Source organism: Streptomyces sp. NPDC027962 (assembly GCF_055566095.1).
This window is the reverse complement of record NZ_JBVHTA010000051.1, coordinates 1-17,950: the sequence shown is the minus strand read 5'-3', so window position 1 is coordinate 17,950 and position 17,950 is coordinate 1. Positions and strand designations below refer to the sequence as shown.

14 protein-coding genes and 1 pseudogene are annotated in these 17,950 nt (G+C 69.9%); 5 read left to right on the top strand and 10 right to left on the bottom strand.

Annotated elements, in window-relative coordinates:
* Positions 1-93: 93 nt before the first annotated feature.
* Positions 94-447: a transglycosylase family protein gene (locus tag ACZ4SA_RS32340; RefSeq protein ID WP_468281471.1), complete on the top strand. Its 354-nt coding sequence runs from the start codon at positions 94-96 to the stop codon at positions 445-447.
* A 42-nt stretch (positions 448-489) separates the two neighbouring features.
* On the opposite strand, the gene sbnA is transcribed toward ACZ4SA_RS32340, so the two are convergent.
* The 7 genes from sbnA to ACZ4SA_RS32305 form a co-directional block, all read right to left on the bottom strand.
* Positions 490-1,530, bottom strand: coding sequence for a 2,3-diaminopropionate biosynthesis protein SbnA (sbnA, locus tag ACZ4SA_RS32335; RefSeq protein WP_468281505.1), 1,041 nt, complete (start codon positions 1,528-1,530; stop codon positions 490-492).
* Positions 1,531-1,690: 160 nt separating this feature from the next.
* Positions 1,691-2,758: a 2,3-diaminopropionate biosynthesis protein SbnB gene (gene sbnB / locus ACZ4SA_RS32330; protein WP_468281470.1), complete on the bottom strand. Its 1,068-nt coding sequence runs from the start codon at positions 2,756-2,758 to the stop codon at positions 1,691-1,693.
* The gene (locus tag ACZ4SA_RS32325; RefSeq protein ID WP_468281469.1) at positions 2,755-3,744 is read right to left on the bottom strand and encodes a TauD/TfdA family dioxygenase; all 990 of its coding nucleotides are present in this window, start codon (positions 3,742-3,744) and stop codon (positions 2,755-2,757) included. Before ACZ4SA_RS32325 ends, sbnB begins: the two co-directional genes overlap by 4 nt.
* 21 nt (positions 3,745-3,765) lie before the next feature.
* On the bottom strand, positions 3,766-6,279 hold the full coding sequence (locus ACZ4SA_RS32320) for a non-ribosomal peptide synthetase (protein ID WP_468281468.1): 2,514 nt from the start codon (positions 6,277-6,279) through the stop codon (positions 3,766-3,768).
* Positions 6,279-8,861 (bottom strand): Pls/PosA family non-ribosomal peptide synthetase, encoded by a 2,583-nt coding sequence (locus tag ACZ4SA_RS32315; protein ID WP_468281467.1) that lies wholly within the window; start codon positions 8,859-8,861, stop codon positions 6,279-6,281. The genes ACZ4SA_RS32320 and ACZ4SA_RS32315 overlap by 1 nt, the downstream gene beginning before the upstream one ends.
* A gap of 277 nt (positions 8,862-9,138) precedes the next feature.
* Entirely contained in the window at positions 9,139-9,840 is a 702-nt protein-coding gene (locus ACZ4SA_RS32310) for a 4'-phosphopantetheinyl transferase family protein (RefSeq protein WP_468281466.1), read from the bottom strand.
* Between the two features lie 19 nt (positions 9,841-9,859).
* A complete protein-coding gene (locus tag ACZ4SA_RS32305) occupies positions 9,860-11,386 on the bottom strand; it encodes a SpoIIE family protein phosphatase (protein ID WP_468281465.1) in 1,527 nt (508 codons plus the stop codon).
* 294 nt (positions 11,387-11,680) lie between these two features.
* On the opposite strand from ACZ4SA_RS32305, the pseudogene ACZ4SA_RS32300 reads away from it, so the two are divergent.
* The 3 genes and pseudogenes from ACZ4SA_RS32300 to ACZ4SA_RS32290 all read left to right on the top strand — a co-directional run bounded on the left by ACZ4SA_RS32300 (position 11,681) and on the right by ACZ4SA_RS32290 (position 13,264).
* Positions 11,681-12,072 (top strand): annotated as a pseudogene (locus ACZ4SA_RS32300) (ATP-binding protein).
* A 65-nt stretch (positions 12,073-12,137) separates the two neighbouring features.
* Positions 12,138-12,479, top strand: a complete 342-nt coding sequence (locus tag ACZ4SA_RS32295; RefSeq protein ID WP_468281464.1) for a hypothetical protein — start codon at positions 12,138-12,140, stop codon at positions 12,477-12,479.
* 116 nt (positions 12,480-12,595) lie between these two features.
* On the top strand, positions 12,596-13,264 hold the full coding sequence (locus ACZ4SA_RS32290; protein WP_468281463.1) for a dienelactone hydrolase family protein: 669 nt from the start codon (positions 12,596-12,598) through the stop codon (positions 13,262-13,264).
* A gap of 55 nt (positions 13,265-13,319) precedes the next feature.
* Here the strand turns inward: ACZ4SA_RS32290 and ACZ4SA_RS32285 are convergent, their stop codons facing one another.
* From ACZ4SA_RS32285 to ACZ4SA_RS32275, 3 genes are all read right to left on the bottom strand, one after another.
* Complete coding sequence (locus tag ACZ4SA_RS32285) at positions 13,320-13,658, bottom strand: hypothetical protein (protein ID WP_468281462.1); 339 nt, start codon at positions 13,656-13,658, stop codon at positions 13,320-13,322.
* A gap of 55 nt (positions 13,659-13,713) precedes the next feature.
* A complete protein-coding gene (locus ACZ4SA_RS32280; protein WP_468281461.1) occupies positions 13,714-14,619 on the bottom strand; it encodes an SDR family oxidoreductase in 906 nt (301 codons plus the stop codon).
* 153 nt (positions 14,620-14,772) lie between these two features.
* Entirely contained in the window at positions 14,773-16,308 is a 1,536-nt protein-coding gene (locus tag ACZ4SA_RS32275) for an SDR family oxidoreductase (RefSeq protein WP_468281460.1), read from the bottom strand.
* Between the two features lie 143 nt (positions 16,309-16,451).
* Between ACZ4SA_RS32275 and ACZ4SA_RS32270 the strand changes: the two genes are divergently transcribed.
* The gene (locus ACZ4SA_RS32270) at positions 16,452-17,666 is read left to right on the top strand and encodes a DUF4032 domain-containing protein (protein ID WP_468281459.1); all 1,215 of its coding nucleotides are present in this window, start codon (positions 16,452-16,454) and stop codon (positions 17,664-17,666) included.
* The last annotated feature ends 284 nt before the right edge of the window (positions 17,667-17,950 follow it).

The following is a 17,950-nucleotide window of genomic DNA, read 5'->3' as shown; positions in this document are numbered from 1 at the left end:
GCGCTGACGCCGCGTCCACCGATGGGCCTAGCACCATGTGCCGGATCCGGCAAGCCGCCTTACGTTCGGGGCAGACGAACAGAAAGGCTTCTGATGTCACGTCTCGCCCCCACCACCCGTAACCGACTGCTCGTCAGGATGCTGGTGACAGCACTCGCGTCCGCGCCCGTCCTCCTTCTCGCAGCCCCCGCCCACGGGATGGGACACACGGCACGCGGCGCCGACTGGGACGCCATCGCCCGGTGCGAGTCATCCGGGAACTGGCGCGCCAACACCGGGAACGGGCACTACGGCGGGCTGCAGTTCACCCGGTCGAGCTGGGTGGCGGCAGGCGGCCTGCGGTATGCGCCGCGGGCCGACCTGGCGACACGGTCGGAGCAGATCGCCACGGCAGAGAGGCTGGCCGACCTGCAGGGTATGGGTGCTTGGTCCTGCGCCCGGCGGTGAGCGGCGGCAGCCACCGAAGCCGGTCGAGGTCGTCACCCGGAGTCAACGCCGCTGATGGGACTGCGGGCCGTGTGCTTGTGCCCTGCGGGAGCCGTCGGCGGAGACGGAGTCCGGGCTCTGCGGCGTGTCGTCGTCGAGGACGTCGTCCCCGTAGAGGCCGTGCACCCAGTTGGTCTGGTAGACGGTGTCGAGGTAGCGCTCGCCGAGGTCAGGGGCAATGGCCACCGCGGTCAGTCCCCGCGCGTCGTGCCGGCCGAGCCAGTCCGTCGCGCCGCTGACCACCGTGCCCGTGGAGCCGCCGAAGACGAAGCCTCGTCTGGCCAGGCGGCGGCAGGTGCGGATGGTGTCCACCTCTTCGACGCGTACCGCCTCGTCCACAAACGACTCGTCGAGCAACGGCGGCCGTACGCTCATGCCCAGGCCGGGAATCATCCGGCGACCCGGTTCGCCGCCGAAGATGACCGAGCCGACGGCGTCCACCGCGACGATCCGCACCGGGCGGTGCCACTGCCGGAAATAGCGGGCGCAGCCCATCAGCGTCCCGGTGGTGCCGACACCGACGAAGAGAACGTCCAGTCGCGGGAACGCGCGTGCGATCTCCGGTCCCGTCCGTGCGTAATGGGCCTTCCAGTTGTTGGCATTGGTGTACTGGCTGAGCCACAGGCACCGGTCGTCCGAGTCGCAGAGCTCCCGCACGTACGCCAGCCGCGCCGCCAGGAGGCTGCCGTGCGACCCCGGCGAGGCGACGACGTGCACCTGACTGCCCAGCGCTTCCATCATGAGCCTGGTCGACAGGTTGCAGCGGGAGTCCGTCACGCAGATGAACCGGTAACCCTTGCTCGCCGCGATCATGCTGAGTGCCACGCCGAGGTTCCCGGACGACGACTCGACAAGGACCGAATCAGGTGCCAGAGTCCCGCTCTGCTCGGCGGCCTCCACCATCTCGGTCGCGGCCTTCAGCTTGATCGAACCGGCGAAGTTGAACCCTTCGCACTTGAGGTACAGGGCGTGCCCCAGGATCGACCGGAGGTCGACGTAGAGCTCGTCCTCGTTGAAGGCCTGAGGAACGGATATTACGGGCACGACGGTCTCCTCGTCTGTGACCGGCACCTCGGAGACTCATGGGGGAGCCGTACCGGAGGTCGCGCTGGGGCGGGCGTTGCCGTGCGGCGCCGGGGACGCCGAACTCTCCTGGGATGGGGCGAACATGTGCCTCCTTGTCGTCTCTTCCGGGGCCGGCTGCTCATCCGTACCGGCGCAGTTCTTCGAAGAAGTCGTCGATGATCCGCAGCTCTCCGGCGCGGGCCACTTCGTCGTAGACGTACTTGCCGACCGCCAGATCGAGCACCCCGAGGCCGAACGGCGAGAACACGGCCGACCGGTCCGCCAGCACGCGCACCCGCCCTGCCATCACGTCGTCCAGCGTGCCGTGGACGAAGTCCCGGTTGCCCGCGAGCTGTTCGGCCAGATGCGGTGACGTGGACGCCCGCAGGCAGTGGTCGATGTCGTCGACGATGTTGGTCGAGGCGAGCAGGATCTGGGGTGCGAGGTCGCGCAGCGACACGTGGAGGACCAGCGGGTTGTGGGCGAACCATGAGAGGTCGTCGACATGCGGCTCACCGGCGACGGTGGCGAAGACGACCAGGTCGCTCTGCTGGATGAGTTCCTTGGCGCTGTTGTGCACGGTGATCCAGCTGTCGGTGCCCGACTGTTCCAGATAGAGGCGGAAGCCGGCCGCGCTCTCGGGGGACACGTCGTGCACGCCGATCTCGTCGAAGGACCAGCCCGTGCCTGCCAGGAAGGTGTGGATGTAGCGGGCGATCAGGCCGGCGCCGAAGAATCCGACGCGGGTGGGGCGCGGCCGGTCACGGCTGAGCCAGTCGGCCGCCGCAGCGGCGGACGCGGCCGTTCTGGTGGCGCTGATGATCGAGCTCTCCATGCAGGCGAACGGGTAGCCGGTGGCGTGGTCGTTGAGGATGAGCACGGCCGACGCCCGGGGGATACCGGATTCCACGTTCCTCGGGAAGCTGGAGATCCACTTCAGGCCGTCGACCCGTGAGTCTCCGCCGATCGAGGCGGGCAGCGCGATGATTCGCGACGACGGCCGGTCGGGGAAACGCAGGAAGGAGGACGGCGGATTCACCGAACGACCGCTGCCATGCAGCCGGTACGTGGCCTCCACCAACTCCACGACAGCCTTCTCGCGTCCCTGGAGCGCGTTCTTGACCTGGGCTCCCGAGATGACTGCGAACGGGGGTACCGCCGGCTGGTCGGACACTGATTCCTTCGGGGTGAAGCGCGCGGTGGTCATGCGACAGTCCTCCCGGAGCTCGGTGCACAGTCCTCCGTACGAACCGGATCCGCCATCGCCACCACCACGTCACGCGGGCCCTGGTAGGCCTCCCTGCTGTGCGCGGTACGGATGTTGTCGACGAGCAGAAGGTCACCGGCCTGCCACGGCCTGCGTACGGTGTTCGCGTCGTAGATCTTGTTGAGGAGGTCCACGATGTCCTCGGTGATGGGGTCGCCGTTGCCGTAGCAGGTGTTGAAGGGAAGGCCGTCGGCGCCGTACTCGTCGATCAGGTACTCCCGTACCTCGGGGGCCATCGTCCACTCGTTGAGGAACGCGATCTGGTTGAACCAGCAACGCACGCCGGTGACGGGGTGGTTCACCACGGCGGAGCGGAGCTGCCGGGTGCGCAGCCCGCCGTCCGTCTGCCAGGCGAACTCGATCGCGTTGGCCCGGCAGTAGCTTTCGACCGCGTCCCGGTCGTCGGTGCCGAACGCCTCGGCCACGGTGGCCCCGATCTCGTCGTTGTAGCTGCGGGTGAGCAGCCAGCCCTCGCGTTCGAAGCGGTCCGTGAGCTCCGGTGGCAGTGCCCTGAGCACAGCGGCCGAGTCGGCCACGCCGGTGGCCCCGCCCTCTGCGGGCGGCTCGAGGCACGCGAACAGCATCAGACCGGGGAACTCGGTCGCGTAGCTCAGTTCGTGATGCATGCACATCGGCTGGTTCGGCGGCCACTTCGCCGAGGAGTACACACCCTCGGAGTACGTCCGCCGGGAAGTGAACGCCTCCCGCTCGGTCACTGGACCGTCGGTCAGCTCCCGGACGACCGCGGCGACCCCGCTCGCATCGCGGAGATCCAGACCGCGGATCACGAGCGCTCCGTGCTCGGTGACGAAGGCGCGCAGCGGATCCCGCTGTTCGGCTGCCCAACGTGCCGGGTCGGCGGCGGCTGCCACCCGCAGCGTCGCGGGTGCGCCGGGGTCTGTCTCGACTTGGAGCAGTGCGGGCATCTTTCTTCCTTTCGTCGCGGCTCAGCGCTGAGCCGTTGCGGGCCGGCCGGTCCGGTCCTCGATGAGGCCGGCCAGGTCGGCGAGGACGGGGTGGCCCGTCAGATCGGCGAGGGAGACCGTTCGGTCGAGGGCGATCGCGAGCCGCACCGCCGACAGTGAGGTGCCGCCGCGGTCGAAGAAGTGGTCCTGCCTGCCCACCCGATCCAGCGGAATGCCGAGCACCTTCGCCCAGGCTGCCGCCAGCCGCCGCTCGGTCGGAGTGCTGGGGGCGCGGTAGCCGTCCTCCGCCGCGTCGAGTTCCTCGGCGAGGACCGCCAGCGCCTTCTTGTCGATCTTCCCGTTCGCGGTCAGCGGCAGGCTCTCCCGGTGGTGCAGGGTCGTCGGGACCATGTACTCCGGCAGCGACCGGGCCAGCCGTTCCCGCAGGACGTCCGTCCCGATCGGCGCACGGGCCGAGTAGAACCCGACCAGGTCCTTGCGTCCCGCCCGTTCGACGACCACCACTGCACCGTCGCCGACACCGGGCACGGTCAGGAGAGTGTTCTCGATCTCGCCGAGCTCGATACGGAACCCCCGGATCTTGACCTGTGCGTCCCGTCGGCCGAGGAACTCGAGCTTCCCGTCCGGCCGCCAGCGGCCGAAGTCTCCGCTGCGGTGCAGCCGTTGCCCCGGGCGGTGCGGGTCCGCCATGAAGGAGAGCCGGGTGCGCTCCGGGTCGTTGAGGTAACCCCGGCCGACGCACACTCCGGAGAAGACGATCAGACCGGGGGCGCCGAGCGGGACCGGCGACAGGTTCTCGTCGACGACGTAGATGCGCACGTTGTTGACGGGCCGTCCGAGCGGGACGCGCTCGGTGTCCGGCACACGGTCCATGACCTCGTGGTTGGTGTCGTCCGACGTCTCGGTCAGGCCGTACGCGTTGACCAGCCGGACGCCGGGTTCGGCCGCGAACCACCGCTGCACGAGCTCCTTCTTCAGCGCCTCGCCGGTGACCGACACGCACCGCAGGTCCGGCAGGGTGCGCGGGTGGCGCTCCAGCCCGGACAGCACGACGTCCAGGTACGACGGCACCACTTGGAGCACGCCGACCCGGCCGTCGGCAATCGTGTCGAGGAACCGCTGGACGTCGAGGATCGCCTCCTGCTCGACCAGCAGGGTCCGTCCGCCCACGAGGAGCGGTGCCATCAGTTGCCACATCGAGATGTCGAAACACTGGGGGGCGGTCTGTGCGACGACCATGCCCTCGCCGATCCCAAGGTCGTCGATCTTGGCGTACAGGTGGTTGAGCATGCCGGCGTGCTCGCACATCGCGCCCTTGGGGGTGCCGGTGGAGCCGGAGGTGAAGTAGACGTACGCGAGCCGGTCCGCCGAGACTGCGACGCCGAGGTCGTCGTCGGCCGAACTCCCGATGACTGTCGCGTCGATGAACAGCCTGCGGGATCCGGGCAGGGATGCCAGGGCCTGGTCAACGTTCGCCGTGCTGCCCCCTTCGGTCAGCACGAGCCGGCATTCGGCACGGGAGAGCATGGTGGCGATGCGGTCGGGCGGGAAGTGCGGCTCGACGGGCAGGTAGACACCGCCGGCCTTGAAGACCGCGAGGACGGCGGTCATCCAGTCCAGGTTGCGTTCGGTCACGACTGCAACGACGCCTTCGGGGCGCAGACCGTTTGTCAGCAGGGCGTGTCCCAGCCGGTTGGCGCGCGCATTGAGCTCGCGGTAGGTCAACCGGCGGCCGGCGTGCTCGGCCGCGACGGCATCCGGACGGGCCCGTACCCGCTCCTCGAACAGTTCGTGGAACCGGCGGTCGGGGACCTCACGGCGCGGGCCGGCGAGTCCGCCGATCTGGAACCGGAGCTCCTCTGCGGACAGGAGGCTGCTGAGTCCGTGTGCGGCATCCGGATCACGGGCGATCAGCTCCAGCGCGGTGAGATGGTAGCCGCTGATCCTCGCCGCCGCGTCCTCGTCGAGCGCGTCGGTCCGGCACCGCAGCCGCAGCACGCGGCGGCCGTCGAGGTCCGGGAAGGCCACGCAGAGCACGGCGTCCTCTGCCGGGCCGCGGCCGTCACCGACCGCATCGAACACGACATCGGGCCCGGACTCGAGCGCGACATCGGGCCGCGCTCCGGATACCCCGGCTTGGCGGGCACCGGTCGGCGTCGGCGGGAGGTCACGGTGGGCGAGCACCTGCGACACGGCCCGATGGGTGTCGACCAGCAGCTCGCGCCAGGTGCCGGCCGCGGTCGTCAGCCGGCAGGGCGTCGGCGCGGTTCCTGGTGTCGTCACACACGCGGTCACGACGGCCTGTTCACCACAGAGCGCGGAGAGCACCTTGGCATGAGCGGCCAGCAGCACCGAACTGAGCGGCACGCCCGTCTCGTCGGCCAGGCGGCGCAGTGCCGGGACCAGGTCGCCGGGGATCGCCGTCTCGTGTTCGGCGCTGCCCGGCACCGGAGCAGCGGTCCAGCGCGGTACGACGGTGAAGCCACTGGGTTCGGCGGTGCGTTCGGCCCTGCGTTCGGTCAACGACGTTGCCATCAGAATCCACCTCCCGTGGCGCCGCTCTCCTGTTGCAGAGGCCGGGCCGGGTTCCCGCCCCACCGTGCCCCGTCCGGGACGGTTTCGCCCTTCATGAGGAAGGAGTCCGCCTCGAGCAGGGCGCCGTCGCCGATCGTGACGCCGTAGTGGACGAAGGCGCCGACCCCGAGGGTGCAGCCGGAGCCGACCGTGCTGAGATCGGACTTGAAGGTGCCGTCCTCCTGCGAGTGGCACTGGATGACGCTGCCGGAGTTGAGCGTGCACTCGTCGCCGATGGTGGCCATGCCCCGCTCGGTGAGGCTGCAGCCGTCGTCGAACACCATGCGCCCGATGCGGACGCCCAGCAGCCGCCAGACGACGTTCTTGAACGGGGTCCCGTTGAAGATCCGCAGGTAGTTCTCCGACGGCACCTTCCAGTAGCGCTCACGGCGCCAGAACCTGCGGTCGTAGATCGAGCAGAACAACGCACCCAGCGGGTGGAACGTCGTGGTGATGCGCTCGACGAACACGAAGTACAGCGTGCTGAACAGCAGCAGGAGCACATTCGCGAGGGCGAGCGCCGACACCCCGAGCGATGCGTAGAGGTCCGCGGCGGCCGAGAAGAGCACCGTGACGAAGAAGAAGAAGAACCAGCCCATCAGCAGAAACCGGGCTATGGTGCCGGCGTTGTGCCGGGTCTTGGTCCGCAGAAGAGTGCGCCGTGCGTCGCCGCTCGTCAGATCGTCGAACGTACTGTCCCGCGCGACCGACCGCGGAATCTCGAAGCTGGGCGAGCCGAGCAGTCCGACCCCTTCCCGGACCTCTCCGTCGACGGGGATCGCGACCTTCGTCGCGAGCAGGCAGTTGTCGCCGGTCTTTCCCCGAGAGGGGTAGGCGATCCGGTTCCCGAGGAAGTTGCGCGCTCCGATGGAGGTCCGGGACACGAGGAAGGACGTGCTCGAGTACTCGGCGTTCATCATCGACAGACCGTCGGCGATCACCGTGCCACTGCCGACCGAACTCAGGTAGGGCGTCTCGTGTTTCACCAGCGTGCCGAAGTTCGACCCGGTCTGCTCGAACGTCGAGAGGTCCCAGCCGGTCCAGCGCAGGTAGTGGACGATGGCGCAGCTGTCGCCGAACAGACGGGTCATGAAACGCCTGTTGGTCAGCACGACAATGACCCGGTGCGCCGCGTGGGCAACGCCGTAGAGGGGGTGGACCCGGTCCGGTGTGACGAATTTGCTCAGCAGCCTGGGGACGGTGCCCACCACGAGGAGGCCGACCGCGATGCCGCCGAAGAACACGACGGCGGTGACCCCCAGCATGTCGACGTAGAACACCCAGCTGGTGAGCACCGCGGGCCCCGGTTCCAGCACCACCGCGAGCTGCGGCAACTCGGCGAGCAGGATGTCCGCACCGCCGATCGCGAGCGGTACGTAGAGCAACAGCAGGGTCACCAACTGCAGCACTCCGTGGGTCGTCCTGCGCAGAAGGCCGCAGGAGGCGGGAGCCGCGACCCGGAAGTCCACATCGGTCGGCTGCGCCGGCGACCCCTGCCAACGCTCGCCCGCGGGCACCACCTGCCCCCTGTACAGGGTGGAGGCGTGGCCGAGCTGGGAGCTGTCGCCCAGCGAGGTGTCGATGTCGATCACCGTCGCCTCGCTGACGTACACGTTCTTCCCGAGCGTGACGGAGCCCGTCTGGATCATCCGGTCGTGCGCCCGGTAGCAGCTGATGAACGAGTCCTTGCGGACCACGGTGCCGTCGCCGACGGTCAGCAGATCGGTGCACACGGGCAGATTCCGGGAGAAGATCGTGACGCCGCGCCCTATCTTCGCGCCCAGCGCCTTGAGGTACAGCGAATAGAGCGGTGAACCGACGAAGAGGACCAGCGGGTTCGACCGCACCAATGTCTTGACGATCCAGAAGCGGACGTAGGCCGGTCCCCACACCTCGAACCGGACGGGCTTCCACCGGCCGATGAGCAGCCACTTCACCAGGATCGGCAGGCCACACAGGACCACGAGGGTCACGGCACCGAACACAACGGCTCGCAGATACGCGTCGAACAGGCCTGCTGCCGCTGATATCCACTCGTACCCCTGCACCGCGACCACTGCGATGAGGTAGGCGTATCCGAGAAAGCACAGGAGCTGGAACACACCGCACAGCACATAGCGCGACCGGCGGGTCGGGGCGGTCGGCTCGGGGTGCTGGGCTTGAGCGGCCCGCGCGGCTTGCGCTTCTGCCAGGGGAGCCGGCGTGGCATCCGCGAGAGCCGTCGCCAGTGCCCTGATGGTCGGGTGCCGGTACACGTCCTTCATCGACACCGACGGAAGTTCCGCCCGCTTTCTCACCTTCGCACAGAAATGCGCCATGACCAACGAGTCGGCTCCGAGGTCGTCGAAGAAGTGACTGTCGGCCCGTACTTCACTGACGCCCGCGACGTCGGCGAGCAGTGCGGTGAGGATCTCTTCGGTTCCGTCTGGGCCGTCTGGGAGAACCTCTTCCGTGACGGCGGGCAGGTCTGCGCCGCGGTCGACGCGGGGGAGATCGATTTCTTCGAGATCTGTGGGCAACGCTTCGACGGGCTTTCCGGCCATGAGGTCTCCCTGGGGGAAGGTCGTACCACCCACGCCGCGCCGTACCGGCGGGCCTGTGAAGTGCGGCGGGGGAGCGTGCTGGGCGAGGGCCCTGCAGCTCCCGCGCGGACTCGGAGCGCGCGATGGCCGGTCGTCATGACCGTTGCCGTGCGGGGAAGATGTATGAGCCGGCGGATCCTTTCCTGCTGGATGATCGCCCATCTCGCCATATGGACCACCCGTGCTCCGTGCGGCGCGGTGACCGCTGTGCTCGGTGCTCCTCCGGTCCCGGTGACGTTCAAGACAAGGACCGGAACGGTCTGTGATCTCCCGGGCCACGATCCGGCCGCCGCAAGGCGACAGCTGCCGCATACCCGGGTTCCGTGGCCACATCGGCGAGCAACCACGCCTGTTGAGAGGCTGGTTGGGCTCCTGTGCCCACGTAGGTGAGAGCCGGTTCCACGTTCAACCCTACGCCCGTTGCCTTGAGTACCGCCTCTTTGCGAGTCCAGCAGCGGGCGAACGCCCGGGGGCGGGCCTCGTAGGGCACAACGGCCAGCTCCGCGGCCTCGTCCGGATGCAGCTGGGAGATCAGTTCGTCGACGACGGGAGCATCCAGGAGGGTCTCGACGTCGATGCCCACCGGCCTCGACGCGAGCGCGATGAGCACCATGCCCCGAGTGTGCGAAAGTGAGAAATGGACGCCTCTGCCCAGGACATACGGCCGCCCGTGCGGTCCCCCGCAGTGTGAACAGGGCTCACGCAGGAGCGACACGGCCTCCGGGTCCTGTTCGAGCCGCTCGGCGAGGAGCCGCCGCAGCGACACATGGGCGACCACGTAGGCGTCCCGGTCCTGGGCCCGTCGGAATGCGGCGAGACGCGCGGACTCCGAGGCGTCCAGCAGATGACGCCGAGCGGCAGCTTCCTCTGCATGATCGGGCACGCTGCCGGACCACAACAGTTCCAGCCCCGGCAACACCTGCGGCGTGCTGTCGGCCATTACGTCCTCCGCTGCGTGGTCACGCCCGGCCGGCGCTCCCGGGTCCGCCCCCGTCTCCCGTCGCCCGTACGACGAGCAGGGCGACGTCGTCGTGGTCTCCGGGCTGTCGCAGGGCGTCCAGCAGCCAGTCGCACGTGTCCTCCAGCGGCCGCCCCGGACGGTCGAGGAGGGAGAGGAGGACATCCAGCCGGTCGTCGATGGCAGTGTCGCGGGTTTCCACCAACCCATCGGTGTAGAGGACAAGCTGGTCGCCCGGGCGCAGGTTCAGGGTCGTGGTGGCGAACGGGACCTCGCCGACGCCGAGAGGTGCGCCGGTGGGCAGCTCGAGCAGTTCGGCCTTGCCGCCCGGACGCAGCAGAACGGGAGGCAGATGGCCGGCGAGGGAGATGCGGCATCGGGCGTGGTGGGGGTCGTAGACGGCGTATACGCAGGTGGCGATGGCCTCCCCGAGGCCGGCGGTGACGCGGTCCAGGTGGTGCATGACCTGGGCGGGAAGCAGGTCCAGGTCGGCCAGTGTCCGGGTCGCGGTGCGCAGTTGCCCCATCGTGGCGGCGGCGTTGATGCCGCTGCCCATCACATCGCCGACGACCAGGGCGGACTTGTCGCCGCCGAGGGGGATGACGTCGAACCAGTCGCCGCCGATCTCGCTCGTGGCCCGAGCCGGGCGGTAGCGGTAGGCGATGTCCAGCCCGGGCCGCTGCGGCGGCGGGTGGGGCAGCAGACTGCGCTGGAGCATCAGAGCGGTGCGCCGCTGCTCCTGGACCATGCGGTGACGCTCGGTGACGTCGACGCTGGCTGTGGCCACCCCGAGCACTTTTCCGTTGGAGTCCTCGAGCCGGAAGAACGAGATCGACCAGGCATGCTCGTTGTCCGGGTCGGCCGGGGTCCGGCCGACCGTGTACCGGTCCAGCACCGGGTCACCCGTTTCCAGGACCCTGCGCATCGTCGACTCGAAGGCGGTGGCGGACAGGGCGGGCAGCACTTCATGGACCGTCCGCCCCACATGCTCGTCCGCGCGCACACCGCTCAGCCGCTCCTCGGCCGCGTTGACGGTGACGTACCGGAGGTCGGTGTCCAGCACCGCCAGCCCGATCGGGGACTGGGACACCAGCCGCGTGGACAGGGCCAGGTCCCTTTCGACCTGTCGCAGAGTCTCCTGGTCGGTGGCAAGCCCCAAGGCGTAGAAGCCCTGGTGCTCGTCCATCAGCCGCATGTTGCGGAACTCCACCATGCGGGTACTGCCGTCCTTGTGCCGGATGGGAAACACTCCGGCCCAGCTACCGCCGCCCGCCATTACCTGGGCAAACAGCTCCAGGATCTGTTCCAGATTGTCCTCGTGGACCAGCAGGTGGCCGGCGAACCGCCCCAGGGCCTCTTCGGGGCTGTAACCGAACAGATCCTTGGCCTGCGGGCTCCACAGCACGATCCGCCCCTCGGCATCCAGCACGACGGCGGCGACACTCAGCACGTCCATGAGTCCGCCCGGGCCGGACGGGACAGCGCCCGCCGCATCGCGATCGCCCCGGAAGGGCTCCGCAGCAACCATGTCCCAGGATCTCCTTCCGGCGGCTGCCATGCATGGCCCCTTGTGCCGGCGAGGGCCGCGCCCCCAGCGGCCGGAGCCCCGGCCTCTCCATCGTCCTCCTCCGGCGGCCGCTCCCGCACGCCATTGCGGCGAGTCGCGTGTGCGAAACAGCCGCCGTCCCCGCGCGAGACGGCGCGTAGTCCTCGCAGGAGTGGGAACACGCAGTCCAATGCCGAACGGACAGCTTGTGACGAGAGGCAGGAGGACGACACATGGTTGCCGGTCCGCGTAAGCAGGAACCGGTCTTGCCCAGACGTGGTCGAAGGCCTCACCGCTCACTTCGACGGCGGCATCGAGGACGTCACCGGTGCCCGCCTGGCGGCAGGAGCATCCCTCGATGCCCTCACGCGCGGGGATCCGCCGAGCTGCCCGCAGGGCCACGGCGACATCCTGCTGGGGTCACGGAGCCGGCCGTCAACGCCGTCCAGTACGCCCCCGGCCCCTTCGTGCTGCGGATGCGCCGTACCTTCGACGGCCTGCACGTGACCGTACGCGACACCGGCCCCCGTCCACCCGTGCCTCGACCATGCGATCCCGCGCGCGGGACCGGCGGGCTCGGCCGGCATCTCGTCCAGGCGCTCTGCCGCCAGGTCGGCGTCCTGCACGATCCGGACGGGAAGGAGATCCATGCGTTCCTCCCGTGGTGAGATCAGATGACAAGCCACGCGGACGGCGGGCGTCGGTTCGCGCCCGACCAGGAAAGGCGGTCGACATGACCACGAACATGGGACAGGAAGAGCAGCGCGTGGGCGTCCGGACATACGCGGACGTCGACCTGGCGCTCAAGGACCTGGCGACGAGAGGGGACGGTGCGCCGCAGTTCTCCGCGGGTGAGGCCGCCGCCTTCGCATGGGCCCTGGGCCGCGCCGACCGCTCGCCGGTCACCGGGGCGCACGCACCGGACATTCCCGATCTGCAACTGCTGACGGCCGAGGTGGACGCTGCCGTCATCCACCTCGAGGACCCCACCACCGCCACCGGCAACCGCGACTACATGCTCGGCGTGCACGACGCTCTGGCCTGGCTCTGCGGACACAGCGACCAACTCGCCTGAGCTCTGAGCCGGCACGAACCGGGGACCTCCCCGCCGTCCCGCATGGCGCAGCGAAGGCGGGCTACCCGCACACTGACCGCGACGGACGCGGGGACGCTCGGAGGGAGACGGTGGCGATGATCGTGGAAGCGGTTTCACTCCCTGCAGGCGGGTCCACGAACGCCGGTGACCTGGTGGTTCCCCCGGACGCCCGTGGCGTGGTGCTCTTCGCTCACGGCAGCGGCAGTTCCCGGCACAGCCCCCGCAACAAGGCGGTGGCCGCGGCCCTGCAGCAGATCGGGCTGGGCACCTTGCTGATGGACCTCCTGACCGTGGAGGAGGAGCGGGTCGACGCGGTGACCGCGGAGCACCGTTTCGACATCGGCCTGCTGGGACGGCGTCTGGTGGCGGCGATCGACTGGCTCGGAGAGCACCCCGCCACCGCCCCGGTCCCGGTGGGGTTGTTCGGCGCGAGCACCGGCGCCGCGGCGGCTCTGGTGGCGGCGGCCGAACGGCCCGGTCGGGTCCGCTCCGTCGTCTCGCGCGGCGGTCGCCCCGACCTCGCCGGACAGGCACTGCCTCATGTGCAGGCACCTGTGCTGCTGATCGTGGGCGGCGACGACACGGAGGTGCTGCGGCTGAACCGGGAGGCCGCAGGCCTGCTGCGGACCCCGCACCGCGTGCATGTGGTGCCCGGAGCGACGCACCTCTTCGAGGAGCCCGGCGCCCTGGAAGAAGTGGCAGAGGTCGCGGGCGACTGGTTCCTCCGGCCCGGGGCCGACGGATCCGAGGACGAGTGGCAGTGAGCCGCGCAACGGTGGTCCGAGCGCCCGTATCACCGGGCCCCCCGCGCACGGCCGGTCAGAACGCGTAGCGGATCGTCAGCCACGGAGCGTGAGTCTCGACCGGACTGCGCACGTCGCCCGCCGCGCCCTTGGTGGCGCCGCGATGGCGCACATTCGAACTGTCGTTCTCAGACCGCTCGGGCTGCTCCGGATCGGGACGCCGGATGGCTTCCTCCGCCCGTGGACGCCACGCCGGATCGACCTCGTGCAGGTCCTGGTTGCATGGCAGCGTGAGCACCGCTGCCGCCGCCTGCTCCTTCACCGCGTGCGGCAGGACGCCGTCCATGTGCCGGAGCAGCTCCGCCCAGGCCTGCTTGCCGGGTCTGATGACAACGGGCGAGAGGTCGAAGTGCACCTCGTAGCCTCGACGAAGTCGGCGGCCGCTGCGCGGTCGTGTGCCCGCCGCCTGCTCAGCCGTCCGCCTGCCCGCCCCGCGACCGCTCACGCCCCGCCATGTCCGCCCGGCCGCCGGCGCCCAGCAGTCCCGTGGCCGCGAATGCGTCCTTCCGTCCGAGGCGGGGGAGCTCGTGCTTGGAGAACAGCGTGACCACCGGGGGCATGGCGGCGCGGACGACCTGCGTGGCCCGGAGCCAAGCGGGGGCGTACACGGTCGCGCTGCGCCGCTCGACGGCACGCACCATGCGAGCCGCCACGGTCTCCGCCGGACAGACCTTCCTCGCGGGCTTCGGCATGTGCCCCCGCAGCTCCCGCAGCACCGGATGCAGGTCCGCATCACGGATCATGTCGGTGTCGGTCCAGTTCAGATAGCCGATCCCCACCCCGACACCTTCATGCGCGAGCTCGGCACGCAGCGAGTGGGCGAAGGACTCCACACCGGCCTTGGAAGCGCAGTAGGCGCTCATCATGGGCGCCGCTCCGATGGAGGCGAGTGAAGCGATCTGCAGGTAGTAGCCGTGCGACGCCCGCAGGTCCGGCAGGAAGACACGTGCGGTGATCGCGCTGCCGATCAGGTTCACCTCGATCACGCGTCGCCAGGTCACCGGGTCGGACTCCGCGAAGGGCCCGCCCTCAGCCACTCCCGCGTTGGCGACCACCACGGAAACGGGTCCGAGGCGGTCGCGGACATCGCCGGCCACCCGTGCCATCGCGTCGTCGTCAGTGACATCGACCTCCCAGCACAGGGCTCGTCCGGGGGTGGTCTCCCTCACCGCGGCCAGCGCGGACTCCTCCCGGCCGAGCAGGGCCACATCGGCACCGCGCTGGGAGAGTTGCAGCGCTATCGCCGCCCCGAGACCCCGGGCGGCACCGGTCACAACGGCCGTGCGGCCGTGCAGTGGGCGTGCTGCATCTGTCACGGGTCCTCCTCGGTGGGAAGGGTGTGGGGGAGGCAGCGGTGCACACCGCCGAGCGGGCAGGCCGTTCTTTCACCATAGGCAGCGAAGGGCGGCGCCGCCCCCGCCACCGTGCTGTGGCGGCTCCGCCCGGGGCCGAACAGCATGGTCCGCCTGTCACCGAACCGCGCGCCGGTCGCCCGTTCCCTCGCTCGTGCCCTTCACCGCCGCCCGGGTGATGTTGCGGGCCATGCCGCCGAACACGAGAGCGTGGAAGGGCGACACGCTCCACCAGTAGGCATGCCCGAGCAGCCCCCTGGGGTGGAACAGCGCCCGCTGCCGGAACCGGGTGCGGCCGTTCCCGTCGTCCTCGGCGTACATCTCCAGCCAGGCCGACCCCGGCAGTCGCATCTCCGCACGCAGCCGCAGCAGATGGCCGGGTTCGATCTCCTCCACCCGCCAGAAATCGAGAGAATCCCCGACGCGCAGCCGCTCGGCGTCCCGCCGGCCGCGCCGCAGGCCGACCCCGCCGACGAAACGGTCCAGCCGGCCCCGCGCGGCCCAGGCGAGCGGGAACGAGTACCAGCCGTTGTCCCCGCCGATGCCCTCGATCACTTTCCACAGCGCTTCGCGCGGGGCGTCGACCGTCAGTTGGCGCTCGTCGCGGTACAGGCTGCCGCCGGCCCAGTCGGGGTCCGTGGGCAGCGGATCGCTCGGGGCTCCGGGCACGGCGGCCGACGACCAACGCGTCGTCACATCGGCGTCCCGTACCCTGCGCAGGGCCAGGCCGAGTGCCTCGTCGTACGGCAGGGGTTGGCCGCGGCCGTCGGGGACGTACTCGGCGATGTCGTGTTCGTGGCAGACGACTTCGTGGCGCAGTGACTCGGTGAGCGGGCGGGCGATGGAGTGCGGCACGGGTGTCACGAGGCCCACCCAGTGGCTGGAGAGCTTCGGGGTGAGGACGGGCACGGGCACGATGAGGCGCTTGGGCAGGCCGGCGACGTCGGAGTAGCAGCGCATCATGTCCAGGTAGGTGACCACGTCCGGCCCGCCGATGTCGAACGCCCGGTTCACGTCCGCCGGCATCCGGGCCGCACCCACGAGATACCGCAGCACGTCCCGTACGCCGATCGGCTGGATGCGGGTGCGCACCCACTGCGGCGTGACCATGACCGGCAGCCGTTCCGTGAGGTAGCGCAGCATCTCGAAGGAGGCCGAACCCGAGCCGATGATCACCGCCGCCCGCAGGACGGCGGCCGGTACGGGCGAGTCGAGGAAGATCTGCCCGACCTCCTCGCGGGAGCGCAGATGCGGGGACAGCTCCCTCGGCGGTACGCCCCGAGGTGTCAGTCCGCCGAGGTAGACGATGCGCCCCACGCCGGCGGCCCGGGCCTGTTCCGCGAAGACCCGGGCGGCGCGCCGGTCGGTCGCCTCGAAGCCGGCTCCGGTACCGAGAGCGTGCACGAGGTAGTACGCGACATCGATGCCGCGCATGGCCTCCGCCACCGATCCGGCGTCGGTGACGTCGCCCTTGGCGACCTCGACGTCCTTCGCCCACGGGTGGTCGCGCAGTTTTTCGGGGGATCGCGCCAGACACCGCACGCGGTGCCCGGCCTTCAACAGCTCCGGAACGAGCCGCCCCCCGATGTAACCGGTGGCCCCGGTCACCAGACACGTCAGGCCTGTCGCATCGTGCGCCGCGTCGCCGCCCATGGGATCCTCCTCGGCCGGTGGTACCGCTGTGTACCGGTTCCACCTTGCCCGATCATGGCCCGGGCCGCGTGACCTGCCCGTGGCGAGGGGAGGCCGCACGCCGTCACACTGGTGGCCCGTCACCGTACGACGTGAGGCGACCGATGGCTTTGCAGATCAGTGCAACGAACCCCGAGCACCCGGCCGTTCTTCTCGATCTGCCCTGGCACCTGCCGCTCGAGGACTGGCCGGAGAAGCATCTGGTGCCGCTGCCGCGCGGAATCTCCCGCCACGTCGTGCGCTACGCCCGTGCCGGGGCGGACGTCGTGGCCGTCAAGGAGCTCGCCGAGCGCCCGGCGACGCGCGAGTACGAACTGCTGCGTACCCTCGCCAGGCTCCGGATACCCGCGGTGGACCCGCTCGCGGTGGTCACGGGGCGCAGCGGCAGCCGGGGTGAGCCCCTGGAACCGGTACTGATCACCCGCCATCTGAAGGGTTCCCTGCCCTACCGCTCGATGTTCGAGACGACTCTGCGCCCCAGCACCGTGCACCGCCTCATGGACGCCCTCGCCGTCCTGCTCGTCCGGCTGCATCTGGCCGGCTTCGCCTGGGGTGACTGCTCCCTGTCCAACACCCTCTTCCGCCGGGACGCGGGCGCCTATGCCGCGTACCTGGTCGACGCGGAGACCGGCGAGCTTCACGCGCAACTCAGCACGGGCCAGCGCGAGTACGACATCGATCTGGCCCGGGTGAACATCAGCGGGGAGATGCTGGACCTGGAGGCATCGGGCGCGCTGCACCCGTCGGTGGATCCGATCGCGTTCGGCAACGAGATCTGCCGGCGCTACGAGGCCCTGTGGACCGAACTGACCCGCACATCGGTCTACCCGGCGGGCAGGTACCACTACATCGACCGCCGGATCCGGCGGCTCAACGCCCTCGGATTCGACGTGGCCGAGATGCAGATCCAGCACTCCTCGAACGGCGACACGGTCACCTTCGTCCCCAAGGTCGTGGACGCCGGCCACCACCACCGCCAGCTGCTGCGGCTCACGGGGCTCGACACCGAGGAGAACCAGGCCCGGCGGCTCCTCAACGACCTGGAGAGCTGGATGGCCACCCAGGAGGACTTCGTCCCGGGGGACCCGCTCGGGGCTCGCGACGAAGTGCTCGCTCATCGCTGGGTCCGTGAGGTCTTCCGGCCGACCGTACGGGCCGTTCCGCAACATCTGCGGGGCTCGATGGACCCCGCCGAGCTCTACCACGAGCTGCTGGAACACCGCTGGTACCTGTCCGAACGTGCCCAGTACGACATCGGCCTGGAGGCGGCGGTGGCGGACTTCGTCAGCAAGGTGCTTCCGTCCAGGTCCAGGGGATGACGCACCGGTGGCCGTGAGCCGCCGGTCGGCAGAGTTTCACAAGAGCGCTGCGACGTGCGCTGCCCTACTGGCCACAGCCCCGGCCGCCCCGGGCTCGCGACGTGCTCTGGTCGACGGCCTCATCGCCGAGGGCGCGCCGGCGGACCTGCGGGCGGAGGTTTCGCCGACCCCTACTCCGCGGCCATGCACTAGGCGCTGTTTCTCGGATCATGTGCGGAGCCAGATCACGAGGGTGGCGAGGGTGACGGTGCCGAGGTAGATGTAGGCGCGTTTCTCGTAGCGGG